19 protein-coding genes are annotated in these 18,772 nt (G+C 63.3%); 4 read left to right on the top strand and 15 right to left on the bottom strand.

What is annotated here, in order from left to right:
* The first annotated feature begins 139 nt into the window (after positions 1–139).
* On the top strand, positions 140–1,717 hold the full coding sequence (gene nadB / locus EV678_RS03140) for an L-aspartate oxidase (RefSeq protein ID WP_130458485.1): 1,578 nt from the start codon (positions 140–142) through the stop codon (positions 1,715–1,717).
* Here the strand turns inward: nadB and EV678_RS03135 are convergent.
* The 9 genes from EV678_RS03135 to EV678_RS03095 form a co-directional block, all read right to left on the bottom strand.
* Positions 1,695–2,144, bottom strand: coding sequence for a protein YgfX (locus EV678_RS03135; RefSeq protein WP_130458484.1), 450 nt, complete (start codon positions 2,142–2,144; stop codon positions 1,695–1,697). The two genes, nadB and EV678_RS03135, sit on opposite strands and share 23 nt — an antisense overlap.
* 14 nt (positions 2,145–2,158) lie before the next feature.
* On the bottom strand, positions 2,159–3,391 hold the full coding sequence (gene fabF / locus EV678_RS03130) for a beta-ketoacyl-ACP synthase II (protein ID WP_130458483.1): 1,233 nt from the start codon (positions 3,389–3,391) through the stop codon (positions 2,159–2,161).
* A gap of 126 nt (positions 3,392–3,517) precedes the next feature.
* Positions 3,518–3,754, bottom strand: a complete 237-nt coding sequence (gene acpP, locus EV678_RS03125) for an acyl carrier protein (RefSeq protein ID WP_014237501.1) — start codon at positions 3,752–3,754, stop codon at positions 3,518–3,520.
* Positions 3,755–3,855: 101 nt separating this feature from the next.
* Positions 3,856–4,596 carry a 3-oxoacyl-ACP reductase FabG gene (fabG, locus tag EV678_RS03120; RefSeq protein WP_130458482.1) on the bottom strand — a complete coding sequence of 247 codons (741 nt, stop codon included), beginning with the start codon at positions 4,594–4,596 and terminating at the stop codon, positions 3,856–3,858.
* Between the two features lie 4 nt (positions 4,597–4,600).
* Entirely contained in the window at positions 4,601–5,527 is a 927-nt protein-coding gene (gene fabD / locus EV678_RS03115) for an ACP S-malonyltransferase (RefSeq protein WP_130458481.1), read from the bottom strand.
* A gap of 30 nt (positions 5,528–5,557) precedes the next feature.
* Positions 5,558–6,517 (bottom strand): beta-ketoacyl-ACP synthase III, encoded by a 960-nt coding sequence (locus EV678_RS03110; RefSeq protein ID WP_014237498.1) that lies wholly within the window; start codon positions 6,515–6,517, stop codon positions 5,558–5,560.
* 1 nt (position 6,518) lies between these two features.
* Entirely contained in the window at positions 6,519–7,559 is a 1,041-nt protein-coding gene (gene plsX / locus EV678_RS03105) for a phosphate acyltransferase PlsX (RefSeq protein WP_130458480.1), read from the bottom strand.
* Positions 7,560–7,636: 77 nt separating this feature from the next.
* Positions 7,637–7,816, bottom strand: coding sequence for a 50S ribosomal protein L32 (gene rpmF / locus EV678_RS03100; RefSeq protein WP_014237496.1), 180 nt, complete (start codon positions 7,814–7,816; stop codon positions 7,637–7,639).
* Positions 7,817–7,836: 20 nt separating this feature from the next.
* Positions 7,837–8,310: a YceD family protein gene (locus EV678_RS03095; RefSeq protein ID WP_235832399.1), complete on the bottom strand. Its 474-nt coding sequence runs from the start codon at positions 8,308–8,310 to the stop codon at positions 7,837–7,839.
* A gap of 180 nt (positions 8,311–8,490) precedes the next feature.
* On the opposite strand from EV678_RS03095, the gene EV678_RS03090 reads away from it, so the two are divergent.
* On the top strand, positions 8,491–9,084 hold the full coding sequence (locus EV678_RS03090; RefSeq protein WP_130458478.1) for a Maf family nucleotide pyrophosphatase: 594 nt from the start codon (positions 8,491–8,493) through the stop codon (positions 9,082–9,084).
* 12 nt (positions 9,085–9,096) lie between these two features.
* Positions 9,097–9,825: an SAM-dependent methyltransferase gene (locus tag EV678_RS03085; RefSeq protein WP_130458477.1), complete on the top strand. Its 729-nt coding sequence runs from the start codon at positions 9,097–9,099 to the stop codon at positions 9,823–9,825.
* A 9-nt stretch (positions 9,826–9,834) separates the two neighbouring features.
* Here the strand turns inward: EV678_RS03085 and EV678_RS03080 are convergent, their stop codons facing one another.
* From EV678_RS03080 to EV678_RS03065, 4 genes are read right to left on the bottom strand one after another with little or no spacing between them, the layout of a single operon-like run.
* Positions 9,835–10,821: a S49 family peptidase gene (locus EV678_RS03080; protein ID WP_207222152.1), complete on the bottom strand. Its 987-nt coding sequence runs from the start codon at positions 10,819–10,821 to the stop codon at positions 9,835–9,837.
* Between the two features lie 6 nt (positions 10,822–10,827).
* Complete coding sequence (locus tag EV678_RS03075; protein ID WP_014237491.1) at positions 10,828–11,178, bottom strand: Rieske (2Fe-2S) protein; 351 nt, start codon at positions 11,176–11,178, stop codon at positions 10,828–10,830.
* Positions 11,157–11,813 (bottom strand): HAD-IA family hydrolase, encoded by a 657-nt coding sequence (locus EV678_RS03070; RefSeq protein WP_130458476.1) that lies wholly within the window; start codon positions 11,811–11,813, stop codon positions 11,157–11,159. Before EV678_RS03070 ends, EV678_RS03075 begins: the two co-directional genes overlap by 22 nt.
* Positions 11,797–12,792, bottom strand: a complete 996-nt coding sequence (locus EV678_RS03065) for an RluA family pseudouridine synthase (protein ID WP_014237489.1) — start codon at positions 12,790–12,792, stop codon at positions 11,797–11,799. Before EV678_RS03065 ends, EV678_RS03070 begins: the two co-directional genes overlap by 17 nt.
* Before the next feature lie 444 nt (positions 12,793–13,236).
* Here EV678_RS03065 and EV678_RS03060 point away from each other — a divergent pair, with 444 nt between their 5' ends.
* Positions 13,237–16,017, top strand: coding sequence for an Rne/Rng family ribonuclease (locus tag EV678_RS03060; protein ID WP_130458475.1), 2,781 nt, complete (start codon positions 13,237–13,239; stop codon positions 16,015–16,017).
* A gap of 88 nt (positions 16,018–16,105) precedes the next feature.
* On the opposite strand, the gene EV678_RS03055 is transcribed toward EV678_RS03060, so the two are convergent.
* Positions 16,106–16,633 carry a low molecular weight protein-tyrosine-phosphatase gene (locus EV678_RS03055; protein WP_130458474.1) on the bottom strand — a complete coding sequence of 176 codons (528 nt, stop codon included), beginning with the start codon at positions 16,631–16,633 and terminating at the stop codon, positions 16,106–16,108.
* Positions 16,630–18,702 (bottom strand): excinuclease ABC subunit UvrB, encoded by a 2,073-nt coding sequence (gene uvrB, locus EV678_RS03050; protein WP_014237486.1) that lies wholly within the window; start codon positions 18,700–18,702, stop codon positions 16,630–16,632. Before uvrB ends, EV678_RS03055 begins: the two co-directional genes overlap by 4 nt.
* Positions 18,703–18,772 lie beyond the last annotated feature (70 nt).

The raw sequence follows: 18,772 nt of genomic DNA, 5'->3' as shown, positions 1-18,772 counted from the left end.
CGCCGCGAGCCACCAGCCCGGATGCGGCAACGGCCGGCCTACAAGCCCCGGCGCCCCTCTCGTGCTATAGTTGTCAGCCCTACGGTCCCCGCGGTCCAGTTCGGTCGCGGATGCAAGCCGCACACCAAGAAAGCGCATCGTGGTCCAGCATTTTGACGTACTCATCATCGGCAGCGGCCTGGCAGGACAGTCCGCCGCCCTTCGCCTGGCGGACACCCACAAGGTCGGCCTCATCAGCAAGCGCAGCCTGGAAGACAGTGCCAGCGCCTGGGCCCAGGGCGGCATTGCCGCCGTGCTGGACAGCCAGGATTCCATCGAAGCCCACATCCGCGACACCTTCGAAGCCGGCGGCCACCTCAACGGCGCCAAGGCCACCCGCTACGTCGTCGAAAACGGGCGGCGGGCCATCGACTGGCTGATCGAGCAGGGCGTCCCCTTCACCAAGGACGAAAAGGGCTACCACCTGACCCGGGAAGGCGGCCACAGCACCCGCCGGGTCATCCACGTGGCCGATGCCACCGGCCTGGCGGTACAGGACACCCTGACGCGCAAGGTGCGCCAGCATCCCAACATCACTGTGCTGGAACAGCACATCGCCATCGACCTCATCACCGGCGCCAAGCTGGGCCTGCCTGAGCAGCGCTGCTACGGCGCCTATGCCCTGGACACCCGCAGCGGCGAAGTCAGCACCATCGGCGCCCAGGCCACCATGATTGCCACCGGCGGTGCCGGCAAGGTCTATCTCTACACCACCAATCCGGACACCTCCACCGGTGACGGCATTGCCATGGCCTGGCGGGCCGGATGCCGGGTGGCCAACATGGAATTCATCCAGTTCCATCCCACCTGCCTTTACCACCCCCAGGCCAAGTCTTTCCTCATTTCAGAGGCGGTACGGGGCGAAGGCGGCATTCTGCGCCTGCCGGACGGCACCCGCTTCATGCCCGACCATGACCCGCGGGCGGAGCTGGCGCCGCGGGACGTGGTGGCCCGGGCCATCGACTTCGAGATGAAAAAGCGGGGCCTGGATTGCGTCTTCCTGGACATTTCCCACAAGCCCAAGGAATTCCTGCTGGAGCACTTCCCCAACATCCACGCCCGTTGCCTGGAACTGGGCATCGACATCAGCAAGGACCCGATCCCGGTGGTGCCGGCCGCCCACTACACCTGCGGCGGCATCATCACCGACCTCAAGGCCCGCACCGACATCGCCGGCCTCTACGCCGCCGGCGAAGCCTCCTGCTCCGGCCTGCACGGCGCCAACCGTCTCGCCTCCAACTCCCTGCTGGAATGCGTGGTCTTCTCCGAAGCAGCCGTGGCCGACATCAAGGCCCAGCCCAAGGTCGCCATCCCTGCCCTGCCCCAGTGGGATGAAAGCCGGGTTTCCGACCCGGATGAGGAAATCGTCATTTCCCACAACTGGGACGAACTGCGCCGCTTCATGTGGGACTACGTCGGCATCGTGCGCACCACCAAGCGCCTGCAGCGGGCCCAGCACCGCATCCGCCTGCTGATGCGGGAAATCAACGAGTTCTACACCCACTTCCGGGTCAGCCACGACCTCATTGAACTGCGCAATCTGGTGGTGACGGCCGACCTGATCGTCCGCTGTGCCCTCAAACGCAAGGAAAGCCGCGGCCTGCACTTCAGCCGCGACTACCCCGGCCTGCTGCCCAAGCCGCGCAACACCATCCTCAGAAAATCCCGTCGTCCCTGAATTTGGCCCGCCAGCCCAGCCACACCCGCAGCTGGCGGAACGACACCTCGTCAGCCAGGCTGTCCGCCAGCAGGCACACGGCACGGGGACGGGACCAGGTCCCGTCCTCCTGCTCCAGGCGGTAGCGCAGCACCACCAGATGACGCCAGCAAGTCCCCGGCAGCAACCGCAGCCGGGGACTTTCCTTCCCCCCCTGGCCCCAGGCCAGCTCCCCCTTCTGCCCCAGGCGTACCCAGGCCGGATGCCGCCCATAGTGGCGCCGCAGGGTGAAGGCCAGGGAAACGAGCAGCAAAGCCAGCAGGCCAAGCGTTGCCCAGATATTCCAGCCCAAAATGAAAACGCCGCCAGAAGCGGCGGCGTGCAAGGCAACGAACAGCATTGCCAGGCGGCGGGAGGGTTGCAGTTGCAGAAGCAGCGGCAACCTCATCCCGTTGGTCTCGGTCAGATGCGCTTGAACACCAGGGAACCGTTGGTGCCGCCGAAGCCGAAGTTGTTCTTCAGGGCCACGTCGATCTTCATTTCCCGAGCCGTGTTGGCACAGTAGTCCAGATCACATTCCGGATCCTGCTCGAAAATGTTGATGGTGGGCGGGGAAACCTGGTGATGCACCGCCAGGACGCTGAAGATGGACTCGATGCCGCCGGCGCCGCCCAGCAGGTGGCCGGTCATGGACTTGGTGGAATTCACCACCAGACCCTTGGCGGCATCGCCGAAGGCCAGCTTGATGGCATCGGTTTCGTTCTTGTCGCCCAGGGGCGTGGAAGTACCATGGGCATTCAGGTACTGCACCTGGTCAGGGTTCACGCCGGCATTGCGCAGGGCATTGAGCATGGAACGCTTCGGACCATCAGTGCTGGGAGCGGTCATGTGGTAAGCATCGCCGCTCATGCCGTAGCCTGCCAGCTCCGCATAAATGCGGGCGCCCCGGGCCTTGGCATGCTCATACTCTTCCAGCACCATGGCGCCGCCACCCTCGCCCAGCACGAAGCCGTCACGATCCTTGTCCCAGGGCCGGCTGGCGGTGGTGGGATCGTCGTTGCGGGTGGACAGGGCCCGGGCAGCGCAGAAGCCGCCCATGCCCAGGGGGGTCACGGTGGACTCGGCACCGCCGGCAATCATCACGTCGGCATCGCCGTACTCGATGAGGCGGGCAGCTTCGCCGATGTTGTGGGTGCCGGTAGTACAGGCGGTCACCACGGCGATATTGGGACCCTTGTAGCCATACAGGATGGACAGGTTGCCGGAGATCATGTTGATGATCGAACCGGGAACGAAGAAGGGGGAAATCTTGCGCACACCGCCGGCGATGTAATCGTCCTTGGTGTTCTCGATCAGGGGCAGGCCACCGATGCCGGAACCGATCGCCACGCCGATGCGCTCCGCATCGACCGGATTGGCTTCAAGCCCGGCATCCTTGATGGCCTGGATGCCGGCCGCCATGCCGTAATGGATGAAGGTATCCATGCGGCGGGCGTCCTTGGCGGAAATGTAGGCGCCGATATCGAAGTTCTTCACTTCCCCGGCAATGCGGGTGGGGAAAGTGGATGCATCGAACTTGGTGATGGCAGTAATACCGGAGCGACCGGCCAGGAGGTTTTGCCAAGCTTCTTCAACGCTGTTACCGACCGGGGAAACAAGCCCCAGCCCGGTGATGACGACGCGACGACGTGCCAACTTTAGCTCCGGAAAGAATGAGGGGAGAGGTGATACAGAATACTGCGGAAGGGCGGGCTCCCTGCATCAATGCTGGACCGGCGCCACGAAGGCGCCGGTTGGCAGGGAAGTCCCGTACCCGGGTGATTACTTCTTGTGGGACAGAACGTAATCGATGGCTTGTTGCACGGTGGTGATCTTCTCGGCGTCTTCGTCGGGGATCTCGGTCTCGAATTCTTCTTCGAGGGCCATCACCAGCTCGACGGTATCCAGAGAGTCGGCACCCAGGTCATCCACAAAGGAGGACTCGGTCTTGATGTCGGCTTCGTTGACGCCCAGTTGCTCGGCAACGATCTTCTTAACGCGCTGTTCCAGGTTTTCCATTCAGGACTCCTTCCCTGTTATCGGGTATCAGACAAACTTGCTTATTTTACCAAAACGCCCCGCGCTTACAAAACGCGGGATCCTCAGGCGGAAAACCGCCATTAATCCATATACATACCGCCGTTGACATGGATGGTGCTGCCGGTCACGTAGCCTGCGGCCGGGGAGGCCAGGAAAGCTACGGCGGCGGCGATGTCCTCCGGGCTGCCGAGGCGGCCCAGGGGAATGTTACCCAGCAAACCTTCTTTCTGCTTGTCGTCCAGAGCCTTGGTCATGTCGGTATCGATGAAGCCAGGGGCGACGCAGTTGACCGTGATGTTGCGGCTGCCCAGCTCCCGGGCCAGGGAACGGGTCATGCCGGAAACGCCGGCCTTGGCCGCGCAGTAATTGGCCTGCCCCGGATTGCCGGCATGGCCGACCACGGAAGTGATATTGATGATGCGGCCGGCGCGGGCCTTCATCATGCCGCGCATGACGGCCTTGGAAAGGCGGAAGACGGCCTTCAGGTTGGTGTCGATGACCGCATCCCACTCGTCGTCCTTCATGCGCATGGCCAGGTTGTCCCGGGTTATGCCGGCATTGTTGACGAGAATGGAGACTGCGCCGAACTCCTTTTCCAGAGCGGCGATCAGGGCATCCACCTGGGCTTGGTCACGCACTTCGAGGAGCGCACCGCGCCCCTTGGCGCCGGCCTCGGCGAGGTAGGCGGAAATCTTGCCGGCACCGTCTTCGCTGGTGGCGGTGCCAACCACGGTGGCGCCCAGGCGGGCCAGTTCCAGAGCCACTGCCTTGCCGATACCCCGGGAAGCGCCGGTAACGAGGGCAATTTGTCCTTGCAGCATGGTTTTACTCCAGGTTGATATTGGCTTCGATGGCAGCCAGGTCGGCCAGGGCCACACCATTGACGCCATCGGCACAGCGCTTGGTCAGGCCGGCCAGCACCTTGCCGGGACCGCATTCTGCCACCACGGTGACGCCCATGGCAGCCATTTTCTGGATCGTCTCGACCCAGCGCACCGGATTATAGGCCTGACGCACCAGGGCATCGCGAATGCGGGCAGGATCGTTTTCCACGGCCACATCCACGTTATTGACCACGGGAATACGGGGCGCCTGCAATTCCAGTTCCGCCAGGCGCGCAGCCAGCTTGTCGGCGGCCGGGCGGATCAGGGAGGAATGGAACGGGGCGGACACCGGCAGGGCCACGGCGCGCTTGGCGCCCTTGGTCTTGCACACTTCCATGGCCCGTTCCACGGCGGCCTTGTGGCCGGCGATGACGGTCTGGCCGGCAGCGTTGAAATTGACCGGTTCCACCACCTCGCCCTGGGCCGCTTCGGCACAGGCGGCGCGAATGCCGTCGTCGTCCAGGCCAAGAATGGCGGCCATGGCGCCGGTGCCAAGAGGCACGGCCTCCTGCATGGCTGCGGCCCGCAGCCGCACCAGGGGCACGGCATCCTTGAACTGCAGGGCGCCGGCGGCCACCAGGGCGGAATACTCACCCAGACTGTGGCCGGCGACAACGGCCGGCACCTTGCCCCCCTTGTCCAGCCACAGGCGCCAGGCGGCGATGCCGGCGGTTAGCATGACAGGCTGGGTATTCACCGTCTGGGACAGCACTTCGGCCGGACCTTCGGCCACCATCTGCCACAGGTCTTCGCCCAAGGCGGCGGATGCTTCATCGAACGTGGCACGGACCACGGCGGAATCGCCGTAGGCCGCCATCATGCCGACTGCCTGGGAACCTTGACCGGGAAATACGAACGCAAAAGCCATGGGAATTAACCTCTGAGAGCTTGAATGCAGTTAGAACTGGAACAGCACGGCGCCCCAGGTGAAGCCGCCGCCGACGCCTTCCAGCAGCACCTTCTGTCCGCGCTGGATGCGTCCGTCGCGCACTGCCGTATCCAGCGCCAGGGGCACGGATGCAGCGGAAGTATTGCCGTGGCGGTCCACGGTCACCACCACCTTGTCGCTGGGGATGCCCAGCTTCTTGCCGGTGGAATCGATGATGCGCAGATTGGCCTGGTGCGGCACCAGCCAATCCACATCGGAAGTCGCCACCCCGGCGGCCGCGCAGGTCTCGGCCGCCACGTCGGCAAGGACGCGCACGGCGAACTTGAACACGGCCTGGCCATCCATGCGCAGGAAGGGATCGCCGATCACCGCACCGCCGGCCACATTGCCAGGCACCGAAAGAATGCCATGGTGGCTGCCGTCCGCATGCAGGGCGGTGGCAAGGATGCCGGGTGCATCGGAGGCTTCCAGCACCACGGCACCGGCGCCGTCGCCGAAGAGCACGCAGGTACCCCGGTCGTTCCAGTCCAGGATGCGGGAGAAAACTTCGGCGCCAACCACCAGTGCCTTCTTGTGGGAGCCGGAACGGACGAACTTCTCCGCAATGCTCAGCGCATAGACAAAGCCGGCGCAGACGGCCTGCACGTCGAAGCAGGTTGCCCCCTTGTTGCCCAGTTTGCTCTGCAGCAGACAGGCGGTGCTGGGGAAGATGAAATCGGGAGTGGAGGTGGCGACGATGATCAGGTCCAGCTCGGCCGCATCCACGCCGGCCATCTCCAGGGCCCGGCGAGCCGCTTCGAAACCGAGATCGCTGGAGGTCTGGCCGGGTTCCGCCAGGTGCCGATTACGAATACCGGTACGGGTGGCAATCCATTCGTCGCTGGTATCGACCCCGCGGGCCACCAGATCGTCGTTGCTCACGGCCTGGGCCGGCAGATAGCTGCCGACCCCGGTAATCTTGGCATACATATTAGGCAGACTCCTGGGCCGCTACGGCAGCCGCTTGAGAGGAACTGGAAACGTGACGGGCAACCTGGTCGGCAATGCGGCTCAACACCTGCCCCCTTGCTTCCTCGGCAGCCCGTTCGATGGCGTGGCGGAAACCGTAGGCATCGGCCGAGCCATGGCTCTTGACGACGATGCCCTTGAGCCCGAGCAGGCTGGCACCGTTGTAGCGACGATGATCGACGCGGCGCTTGAAGCCCTTGAGCACCGGTAGCGCCAGAAGGGCAACCAGCTTGGTAAAGAGGTTGCGTCCAAACTCCTGACGCAGGAAGGTGGACAACATCTGGGCCAGGCCTTCGGACGTCTTGAGGGCCACGTTGCCGACAAAGCCGTCACAAACCACGACTTCGGCCTCACCCTTGTACACGCCATCACCTTCGACGTTACCGATGAAGTTGAGACCCGAATTGCGCAGCAACTCGGCGGCCTGCTTGACCACCTCATTGCCCTTGATGTCTTCTTCGCCGATGTTGAGAATGCCCACCGTCGGCTGCTCGCGGTGATCCACGGCGGCCACCAGCATGGCCCCCATGATGCCGAACTGCAGCAGGTGCTCCGGCGAGCAGTCCACGTTGGCCCCCATGTCCAACACATGGACATGGCCCTTGACCGTGGGCAGCACGGCGCAGATGGCCGGCCGGTCGATACCGGGCAACATTTTCAGGACGAAACGGGAAATGGCCATCAGGGCCCCCGTATTGCCGGCGGAAATACAGGCGTCCGCCTCCCCTTCCTTGACCAGGTTGATGGCAACCCGCATGGAAGAGTCTTTTTTGTTGCGCAGGGCCAGGGCTGGCGGCTCGTCCATGGCCACCACTTCGGACGCATGGCGGATGGCGACCCGTTCCGGCACGGGAGCAGGCAGGATCGCCCGGAGTTTTTCCTCCAGGCCGACCAAAATGACACGGGCGTCCGCGTTGCGGCTCAAGAAGTCGAGCGCAGCCGGCACGGTGACGTTGGGACCGTGGTCCCCGCCCATGCAATCGATAGCAATGGTGATTCCCATCCGAGGACTCGAATTGGGTAAAAGAAAAGGCAGGCAGTCCTCCCCTCGCGGGGAACTGCCTGCCTCGTCTAAGGGGATTACTCGCCCTTAGCCTTGGTGACCTTCTTGCCGCGGTAGAAACCGTTGGGGCTGATGTGGTGACGCAGGTGCACTTCGCCGGTGGTGGGTTCAACGGCGGTAGCGGGGGTGGTCAGGAAGTCGTGGGAACGATGCATGCCACGCTTGGACGGGGACTTTTTGTTCTGTTGAACGGCCATAACTAGCTCCTAAAAAATCATTAAGCCTTACTGAGGCCGGCAAGCACGGCGAAGGGAGATTCCTTCACCGATTTCTCGCCGCCTCCGGGGAGGCTGCAACTATCGTGACGCGGCACCACCGGCAGGGCGAGAATGACCTCGTCCTCGATCAGCGCCAGTACATCGAGTTTCTTTTCCGCCGGGAGAAAGTCCCTGGAATCATCTTCCAGATCCTCCTGGGTCAGATCGGCCTCACTTTCCACCAACTCGAGTACGGACTCGACGTGAAGCGGAAAATCCAGGCGCTCCATGCAGCGCTGACAACGCAGCGGCACGAAGCAATCCAACTGCAGCAGCAACTGGGACTTGCCCAGCGCGCCGATCCGGCCGGTAAGCCGGTAGTGCACACTACCGCTGACTTCCGTCAGCAGATCATGCACCCGGGGCATGTCGGCCATGGCGAGATCACCTTCCAAACGACGGGCGTCACGCGCAAAAGCCAGACTATCGATCACAACCTGTTGCGACATAAGGCGCGGATGATATTATTTTCGGCTTTGCATGTCAAAGAAAAACGCGGGCCGAAATTAGGGTTTCAACAACAAAGGCAAAGACTTATCCGCGTTTTTTACCGCACCGCCTCATTCCCCCTCATGGGCAGCGCTTTTCTGCCCGAACTCACCTCTCCATTTCTAATGCCCACACTGCCCCAGCCCGCCCTGATTCTGGCTTCCACCTCCCCTTTTCGCCGGGAACTCCTGGCCCGCCTGCGCCTGCCCTTTGCCACGGAAAACCCAGCAGTAGACGAAACCCCGCTCGCAGGCGAGAGCCCGGAGCAGACCGCGCTGCGCCTTTCCGAAGCCAAGGCCAGGGCCGTGGCTGCCCAACACCCCGCTGCACTGATCATCGGCAGCGACCAGGTGGCCTGCCTGGATGGGCAGGTTTTCGGAAAACCGGGCAACCATGAGCGTGCCGTGGCACAACTGCAGCAGATGCGGGGGCGCACGGTTAACTTCTATACCGGCCTGTGCCTCTACAACAGCAGTACCGGTCGCACCCAGGTCCGGGGCATCCCGACCCTGGTCACCTTCCGCCAGCTGAGCGACGGCGAGATCGAGCGCTACCTGCGCGCCGAGACTCCCTACAACTGCGCCGGCAGCGCCAAGGCCGAAGGGCTGGGCATCAGCCTCATCGCCAAAATGGAGGGGGACGATCCCAACGCCCTCATCGGACTGCCCCTGATCGCCCTCTGCGACATGCTGAGAGCCGAAGCCTTCCCTATTCTTTAAGGACGCATCGCCATGAGCGCCCCCCAGCCCCTCCCTCGCGGCACCCTCCTTCTGATTCCGGTGCCTCTGGGCCCCACCCCTCCCGCTGCGGTTCTGCCCGCCCCCGTCTGCGAACAGGCCAGGCAGTTGCGGCACTTCATTGCCGAGAACGCCAAAAGTGCCCGGGCATTTCTCAAAAGCCTGGAGATTCCGGTCCCCCTGCAGGAAATCCAGATTCAGGAATTGAACGAGCACACCCGGGCCAATGCCCTGGAAGGGCTGCTGCAACCTTTACGCCAGGGATTTGACGTGGGCCTGGTATCGGAAGCAGGGTGCCCGGGCGTTGCCGACCCGGGCGCGGACCTGATTCGCCTGGCCCAGCAGGAAGGCATTACCGTGGTGCCGCTGATCGGCCCCTCTTCCCTGCTGTTGGCCCTAATGGGGTCCGGCCTGTGCGGCCAGCGCTTCGCCTTTCACGGCTACCTGCCAGCCAAGGAAGATGAGCGCGGCAAGCGCCTCAAGGCGCTGGAGCAGGAATCACGGCGCCAGAACCAGACCCAGATGTTCATCGAGACACCCTATCGCAACACCCAGATGCTCAACAGCCTGCTGCAACACCTGGCGCCCTCCACCCTGCTCTGCCTGGCCAGCAGCCTGACCCTGCCCCAACAGCGCCTACGCACCCTGAGCGTAGCCCAGTGGCGCAAGGAAGAAGATCCCGTCGCCAAGGAGCCGACGGTTTTCCTCTTCCTTTCCGTCTAGGAGCCGGACTTAACGGGCCTGGGGCTGGCTGGCCTGCCCCAGGGCCTTGACCGCCCCTTGCACCATGTCGGCGCCAAAACGTTTGGCAAAGCGCTCAGCGATGTTTTCCTTCTGGGTGTAGTCCATCACCTTTTCGGCCTTGATTACATCCCTGGCCACACTGCTCACCGTACCAAAGTCGTCAGCCAGACCCAGCTCGATGCTGCGGGCACCGGTCCACACCAAGCCGGAGAACATGTCCGGGGTTTCCTTGAGACGCTGGCCACGCCCCTTCTTGACCACATCGATGAACTGCTTGTGGATTTCGCCGAGCATGGTCTGAGCCATCAGCTTCTGCTTCGGGTCCTGGGGCGAGAAGGGATCGAGGAAGCCCTTGTTTTCGCCGGCAGTCAGCAGGCGCCGCTCCACGCCAAGCTTGTCCATGGTCCCGGTAAAACCGAAACCGTCCATCAACACACCGATGGAACCCACCAGACTGGCCTTGTCCACGAAAATCTTGTCGGCCGCGGCAGCCACGTAATAGCCGCCGGAAGCACAAACATCCTCAACCACGACGTACAGGGGAATATCCGGGTACTTGCCGCGCAGGCGGCGGATTTCATCGTTGATGATGCCGGACTGGACCGGACTGCCGCCGGGGCTGTTGATGCGCAGGATGACGCCGGCCGTACCCTTGTCCTCGAAAGCAGAGCGCAAGGCGGAATTGATCTTGTCCGCGCTGGCCTCGCCACTGGAATCAATGACCCCCTTCAGTTGCACTAGGGCGGTATGGCGGCCATCAGCCAGTTTTTCCGTGTCACCCCAGTCAAACGTCAGCGCCAGGACGACCGTCAGATAAGCGAAACCCAGCAGCTTGAAGAAGATGCCCCAGCGACGCCGGGTCTTCTGCTCGGCCAGGGAGGCAAACGCCAGCTTTTCCAGGGTCTTCCGCTCCCAGGCTGCATCATTGCCGTGCTTGGGGCCAAAATCGGGAGGGGGCAAGGTCGGGGTATCCACGTTGGGTCAATCCGATTCAAGAAAATAAACAAGGCCATCCTGCTCAGTCACGGCCACCGGCGTCAGCCCCCGGCCATTGCAACGGCCGCCAAGGCAGGCGCCGGATTCCGGCGCGTAAAGAGCGCCATGGGTGGCGCAAACCAAGTATAGCTTCGAGTGATCGAAAAATTCGCCCGGCTGCCAATCCAGCTCGATGGGCACATGGGCGCAGCGGTTGAGATAGGCCCGCACCACACCGTCAAAGCGCACCGCAAATGCAGGAACATCACCGCCCGCGCGCGGCACGCTGAAACGCACGCCGGCGCCACCTTCGAGCAGATCGCCGGAGGCGCAAATCAGGCGTGGTGACGTAGCCATGCCGCCAGGTCTTCCAGCCGGGAGAAGGTTTCCAGGGGTCCGTGGGCCAGCAGCACCTCGGGCTCATGGGCACCATAGCTGACCGCCAGGGCATCCACTCCCGCATTGCGCGCCATCTGCAAGTCATGGGTGGTGTCGCCGATCATGACCGTGCGCTCCGGGGCGACGGCCAGTTCCGCCATCAATTCTTCCAGCATCTGGGGATGAGGCTTGGAGAAGCACTCGTCGGCACAGCGGCTGGAGTGAAAATGGGGGCCCAGGCCACTGACCTTGAGGGCACGATCCAGTCCCAACCGGCTCTTGCCGGTTGCCACGGCCAGCAGATGCCCGGCCGCCTCAAGTTCCCGCACCAGTTCCACCGCACCGGCAAACAGGGCCAGTTCGTGGTCCCGGGACAGATAATGATGGCGGTAGCGCTCCACCATCAGCGGATACTGGGCCGGTTCCAGGTCCGGCACGGCGCTGCGCAAGGCGTCCGACAGGCCCAGGCCGATCACATGGCGCGCCTGGGCATCGATGGGCACCGGCAGCCCCAGATCGACACAGGCCGCCTGGATGGCGCTGACGATGGCTGCGGCGGAGTCGAGCAGGGTGCCATCCCAGTCGAAGACAACTAGATCAAAACGCTTCGCCATAATCCTGAACTTCACTTTCGGACAGATGATGCAGGAAACTGGCCAGAGCCGGCGGCAAGGGCGCCTCCAGGCTCATGGCTTCCTTGGTCAGGGGATGGGGAAAGCGCATTCTCCAGGCGTGAAGGAACATGCGTTTCAACCCTTCCCGCTGCAATTCCCGGTTCAGGGCGAAATCCCCATATTTGTCATCACCCAGGATGGGATATCCCAGGTGCGCCAGATGCACCCGTATCTGATGGGTGCGACCGCTCTTCAGTTCCGCTTCCAGCAGACTGAAACGCTGCCATCGGGCCACCAGGCGGAAAACCGTATGGGACGGCTTGCCCTCCGGATCGACCCGCACTCGGCGCTCGCCGTTGTCCAACAGATATTTGTGAAGCGCCTGCCGGCAATGGCGCAGCGGGTCCATCCAGCGCCCCTGCACCGCCACCAGATAGCGCTTGTCGGCGCCCCGCCCTGCCCCACCTTCACGGAACATGTCGTGCAGGGCCGTCAGGGCCGAGCGCTTCTTCGCCACCAGGAGTATCCCGGAGGTTTCCCGGTCGAGACGGTGGGCCAGCTCCAGCAACTTGGCCTGGGGCCGCTGATGGCGCAGGGCCTCGATGACGCCGAAGGACACACCACTCCCCCCGTGGACCGCGATGCCGGCCGGCTTGTTTACAGCCAACAGGGCATCATCCTCATACAAAAGGGGCAAATCGGCCTTCACCGCCTGGCCGGCCACTTCGGCGGCCGCCACCTCATCCGGCCGGGCAGCAACCCGGATCGGCGGAATGCGCAGGATGTCGCCAGCCTGGATGCGATAGGCCGCATCGGCACGCTTGCTGTTAACGCGGACCTCGCCACTGCGGAGAATGCGGTAGATGTGGCTCTTGGGAACCCCCTTGCATACCCGCAGGAGGTAGTTGTCCAGGCGCTGGCCCTGCTCGTCTTCGCCGATGGTGGCCCGTGTTACGGAATTTTTGCTAACGTCGGGCATTTTGAATATACTGAAACGGATTTTCGTCTCGGCCTGAAAGAGGCGCTGCGCCGTGAGACCAGAAGGTTTTTCCCAGCCGCAACATGATTGCGCGGCATGCAAAATGGGAAACCATGAAATCCGGCAGGCCTTAAGCGGCCTCAACCCGTACCAACCTGTATGGGATCAAGCCAACGCAAATCGGAACTGGTTAAGTTCGCTCACCAAAAGTAGCGATACTACTTGATTTGCGCGCCCTAAGCACGCATCGGTACCCCCGAGCAGATTTCCCGGCCCCGGTTATTTCCGGGCCCGCCGAAAGATTTTTCAGCGAATTCAGGAACACATTTTCCTTTCACCATTAGTTGCACGCCCACAATGCGGACTCAAAAAGTACAACCCAACTAATCGTGTCGCTGCCTGCGCCGGGACTCCGTTCGTGCGAAAAGTGCGGGAGCCCAATAAATGAAACGCATGCTTTTCAATGCGACACAGGCTGAAGAACTCCGTGTCGCCATTGTCGATGGCCAGAAACTGATTGACCTCGACATTGAGTCAGCCGCCAAGGAACAACGCAAGAGCAACATCTACAAGGGTGTCATCACCCGCATCGAACCCAGCCTCGAGGCCTGTTTCGTCAACTACGGCGAAGAGCGTCACGGCTTTCTCCCGTTCAAGGAAGTTTCCCGCTCCTATTTCCAGCCTGGCGTAGACAATCGCGCCAGCATCAAGGAAGCCCTCAAGGAAGGCCAGGAAGTCATCGTCCAGGTCGAGAAGGACGAGCGCGGTAACAAGGGCGCCGCCCTTACCACCTTCGTGTCCCTGGCCGGCCGCTACCTGGTCCTGATGCCCAACAATCCCCGCGGCGGCGGCGTCTCCCGCCGTGTCGAAGGTGACGAACGGGCCGAACTGCGCGACGTTATGGACCAGTTGCAGGTCCCCGGCGGCATGAGCCTCATCGCCCGTACCGCCGCCATCGGCCGCAACGCCGAAGAACTGCAGTGGGACCTCAACTACCTGCTGAAGCTGTGGGAAGCCATCGAAGGCGCCGCCACCAGCCAGTCCGGCCCCTTCCTGATCTACCTGGAAGGCAGCCTGGTCATCCGCGCCATCCGCGACTATTTCCAGCCCGACATCGGTGAAATCCTCATCGATACGGACGAGATTTTCGAGCAGGCCCGTTCCTTCATGGGCACGGTCATGCCGGCCAACGAGAACCGGGTCAAGCTGTACCGGGACGACGTCCCCCTCTTCTCCCGCTTCCAGATCGAACACCAGATCGAATCGGCCTACTCCCGTCAGGTGAACCTGCCGTCCGGCGGCGCCATCGTCATCGACCACACGGAAGCCCTGGTGTCGGTGGACGTGAACTCCGGCCGCTCCACCCGCGGCCAGGACATCGAGGAAACCGCGCTCAAGACCAACCAGGAAGCGGCCGACGAAATCGCCCGCCAACTGCGCCTGCGCGACCTGGGCGGCCTCATTGTCATCGACTTCATCGACATGGAGAGCCAGAAAAACCAGCGCGAGGTGGAAAACCGCCTGCGCGACGCCCTCCGCCATGACCGGGCCCGGGTGCAGATGGGCAAGATCAGCCGCTTCGGCCTGATGGAACTGTCCCGCCAGCGCCTGCGCCCCGCCCTGGCCGAGACCAGCTACATCCCCTGCCCCCGCTGTACCGGCACCGGCCACATCCGCTCCACCGAATCGGCCGCCCTGCACATCCTGCGCATCCTCGAAGAGGAAGCGATGAAGGACAACACCGCCGCCGTGCATACCCAGGTGCCGGTGGACGTGGCCACCTTCCTGCTCAACGAGAAGCGCCCCGACATCCAGGCCATCGAGTTGCGCCACAAGGTCACCATCCTGCTGATCCCCAATGTGCACCTGGAAACTCCGGCCCACACCATTCAGCGCCTGCGCCACGACGACCTCAACAACGAGGACGTACAACAGCCCTCCTACCGCATGATGGAAATGCCGGCGGAAGAAGTGAAGCAACTGGCCAATGCCCAGAGCGAAGCCCGCCAGCCGCGCCAGGAAGCCGCCATCAAGCACATCACGCCGGAGCAGCCCGCTCCCGTGGTGGCCGAGAAGCCGGCTGCCGCCCCTGTCGCCAAGAGCGAAGGCATCATCGGCAAGATTTTCTCCTGGTTCCGCGGCAACAAGACCGTCGAGCCCACTCCCGAACCGGCAGCCACCCCGCGCAAGGGCCGTGGCCAGCGCAGTGAAGGCCAGGGCCGCGGCGAGCAGCGCGGTCGTGGTCGTGGCGAGCAGCGTGGCCGTGGCCGCGGTGAAGGCGCCGAAGGCCGCAACGGCGGCGAGCGGAGCGAACGCCCCGCCCGCGGCGAAACCCAGGGTGACACTGCCCGCGAGCAGCAGCCTCGCGAAGGCCGTCGCCAACGGGGCGAACGGGGTGACCGCAACGGCGAGCGCAACAATGCCGTCCAGGCCGACAACGAGCGCGGCGAACAGCAGAACGAGCAGCGCAAGGAACGGCGCGAACGCCAGCCCCGTCGCGAACGCAACAGCGAGGACAAGGCCCAGCAAGCAGTAGCCGCTCAGGCCGATGCACTCAACGCCCAGGCTGCCGGCACTGCTCCAGAGCAAGCTGCGCCCCAGGGCGATGAAGAGGGTGGTCGGGGCCGTCGCGGTCGTCGCAACAACCGTCGCGACCGGGGCGAGCGCCGCCAGGAAAATGGCGCTGAAGGCGAAGTCCAGCAAAATGCTGCCACCGAGGTAAGCCAAGAACAGGCGCCGGTCATTGCCGCCGCCGTTGTGGAAGTGGCAAACCCGGTCGAGCCCGTGGTAGTCGCCGCAGTGGAAACTGTGGCGCCGACCGTTGCCGTGGTTGAGTCTGCAGCGGAAGTCGCGCCGGCAGTAGAGGAAGCCCCGGCAGCTGCAGTTGAAGCAGCCCCGCAGGTTGAAGCAGCAGTCCCCGAAGCCGCCCCGGTCGTGGCCGTCGAAGAGGTCGTTGCACCGGTGGAGGAGCAGGTTATTCCGACCCCGCCCCGCGCCGTCGAACCCATTGCCGTGCCCCCGGCCGAAATCAAGCCCGTGGTCGCCAACATCGACCAAGCCCTGGAAGCCAGCGGCCTGGTGATGGTGGAAACCAGCGCGGACAAGGCCCGTCAGGTCCAGGCTGCAGTGGTGGAGAACGAAGCTCCCCGCCCCCGGCGTACCCGGCCGGCACCGGTGGTGATCAGCGACGAGCCTCTGGTGCTGGTGGAAACCCGCAACAAGTAAGGTAAGGCGTCAGCGCCAGGAAAAAGCCAGCTCCGTGGAGCTGGCTTTTTTTCGCCCTGAATTCGGGCAGGCACGATCCCAGGGGAAGTCAGGCCCGCTCAACGCTCCGGATACCGCCCCTGCCGGTGCCAAGCGGTTCTTCGCAGCCCAGTTCGCGCTTGAGGGATTCGATGAGGCCGAGGGAGGCATCCTCCACCATGTCCAGCACCACATCGAAACCGTAGCCGAGTCCATAGTAGGGATCCGGCACCTCGTCCTCATCGAAATTGCGGGCGTAGTGCATGAACAGCTTGAGACGGTGCTGACGCTCCGGCGGGCAGATAGCCCGCAGGCCTTCCAGATTGCGCCGGTCCATGGCCAGGATCAGGTCGAAATATTCCATGTCGTCGGGCGCCACTTTGCGCGCCCGCAGTTCGGACAGGTCGTAACCCCGCTCGGCAGCTGCCCGCTGGGTACGGGGATCCGGCGATTCGCCGACGTGGTAGCCGTGGGTGCCGGCCGAATCCACCTGGACCCGGGACTCCAGATTGTGCAGCTGCAGGTGCTTGCGGAAAACGCCTTCTGCCGTGGGGGAGCGGCAGATATTGCCCATGCAGACGAAAAGAACCTTGATCATGTCTCATCCCTGTCATGCACTGCCGCCCCGAAGGCCTGCTGCTTGAGGCGGAACAATTCATCCCGGGCCGCCGCTGCCTTTTCGAACTCCAGGTTCTTGGCTGACTCGAGCATCTGTTTTTCCAGCCGCTTGATTTCCTTGGCCAGATTCTTTTCGGACATTGTTTCATAAACCGCCTGTTGCTGGGCAGCCTTGAGTTCCTTCTGCGCCGCGTCGGGGTCGTAGACGCCGTCGATGATGTCCTTGATGCGCTTGGAGACCCCCTTGGGCGTGATGCCGTGGGCCTCGTTATGGGCCATCTGCTTGGCCCGGCGCCGCTCGGTCTCGTCCATGGCACGCCGCATGGAGTCCGTCACCCGGTCGGCATAGAGAATGGCTGTCCCGTTGAGGTGGCGGGCGGCCCGGCCGATGGTCTGGATCAGGGAACGCTCCGAACGCAGGAAGCCCTCCTTGTCTGCATCGAGAATGGCCACCAGGGATACCTCGGGGATGTCCAAACCTTCCCGCAGCAGGTTAATGCCCACCAGCACGTCGAATTCCCCCAGGCGCAGGTCGCGGATGATCTCCACCCGCTCCACGGTGTCGATATCCGAGTGCACATAGCGCACCTTGATGCCGTTTTCCCTTAAGTAATCGGTCAGGTCCTCGGCCATGCGTTTGGTCAGGGTGGTTACCAGCACCCGCTCGGAAACAGCGATGCGCTTGCGGATTTCGGAGAGCAGGTCGTCCACCTGGGTCATGGCCGGACGCACCAGCACCACCGGGTCGATCAGGCCGGTGGGGCGCACCACCTGCTCCACCACCTGGCCCTGGTGCTGCTTTTCATAATCGGAAGGCGTGGCCGAAACGAAGATGGTCTGGCGCATCAGGCGCTCGAATTCCTCAAACTTGAGAGGGCGGTTGTCCAGGGCCGACGGCAGGCGAAAACCGTAATCCACCAGGTTTTCCTTACGCGAACGGTCCCCCTTGTACATGGCGCCCACCTGGCCGATGGCCACGTGGGATTCGTCGATGAACATCAGGGCATCGGGCGGCAGGTAATCCAGCAGGGTTGGCGGAGCTTCGCCCGGCTTGCGCCCGGACAGGTGGCGCGAGTAGTTTTCGATGCCTTTGCAAAAGCCCAGTTCGTTGAGCATCTCCAGATCGAAGCGAGTGCGCTGCTCAATGCGCTGGGCTTCCACCAGCCGCTGTTCCTTGTGGAAGAACTCCAGCCGCTTGCGCAACTCCTCCTTGATGCCCTCCACGGCCCGCAGCACCGTGGCCCGGGGGGTGACGTAATGACTGGAGGGATAGATGGTGAAACGGGGCAGCTTGTGCAGCAGGTGGCCGGTCAGGGGATCGAACAGTTGCAGGGTCTCGATCTCGTCGTCGAAAAGGCAGACCCGGATGGCGTGTTCCGCGTGCTCCGCGGGGAAGATGTCGATGACGTCGCCGCGGACGCGGAAGGTGCCGCGCTGGAAATCCACCTCGTTGCGCTCGTACTGCATTTCCGAGAGGCGCTTGATGATGTCCCGCTGGCCGGCTTTGTCGCCCTGGCGCAGGTGCAGGATCATGTTGTGGTAGTCGTCCTTGTCGCCGATGCCGTAGATGCAGGAGACGGTGGCCACGATCACCACATCGCGCCGCTCCAGCAGGCTCTTGGTGGCGGACAGCCGCATCTGCTCGATGTGGTCGTTGATGGACGAATCCTTCTCGATGAACAGGTCCCGGGAAGGCACGTAGGCCTCGGGCTGGTAGTAATCGTAGTAGGAGACGAAATACTCCACCGCGTTCTCCGGCAGGAATTCCCGGAACTCGGCGTAGAGCTGGGCCGCCAGGGTCTTGTTGGGCGCCAGGATGAGGGCAGGCCGGCCGGTGCGGGCAATGACGTTGGCCATGGTGTACGTCTTGCCGGAGCCGGTCACGCCGAGCAGGGTCTGATAGGAGAGACCGTCTTCCAGGCCCTCCACCAGCAGGCGGATGGCCTCCGGCTGATCCCCCGCGGGAGGGAAAGGCTGGTGCAGGCGATAGGGGCTGCCGGGAAAGGTGACGACTTCCGCGGTTTGCGGGCTGCTGGGGGATGTGCTCATGTTAGAATTATCCGTTGCGCCTGTTGCTTCTGCTTTCGCTGCAGTGAATCATCGGCAGAACAACTTGTAA

This window comes from Azospira oryzae, from assembly GCF_004217225.1.
GTDB lineage: Bacteria > Pseudomonadota > Gammaproteobacteria > Burkholderiales > Rhodocyclaceae > Azospira > Azospira oryzae.
The sequence above is the reverse complement of the archived record's forward strand: the minus strand, read 5'-3'. Positions and strand labels throughout refer to the sequence as shown.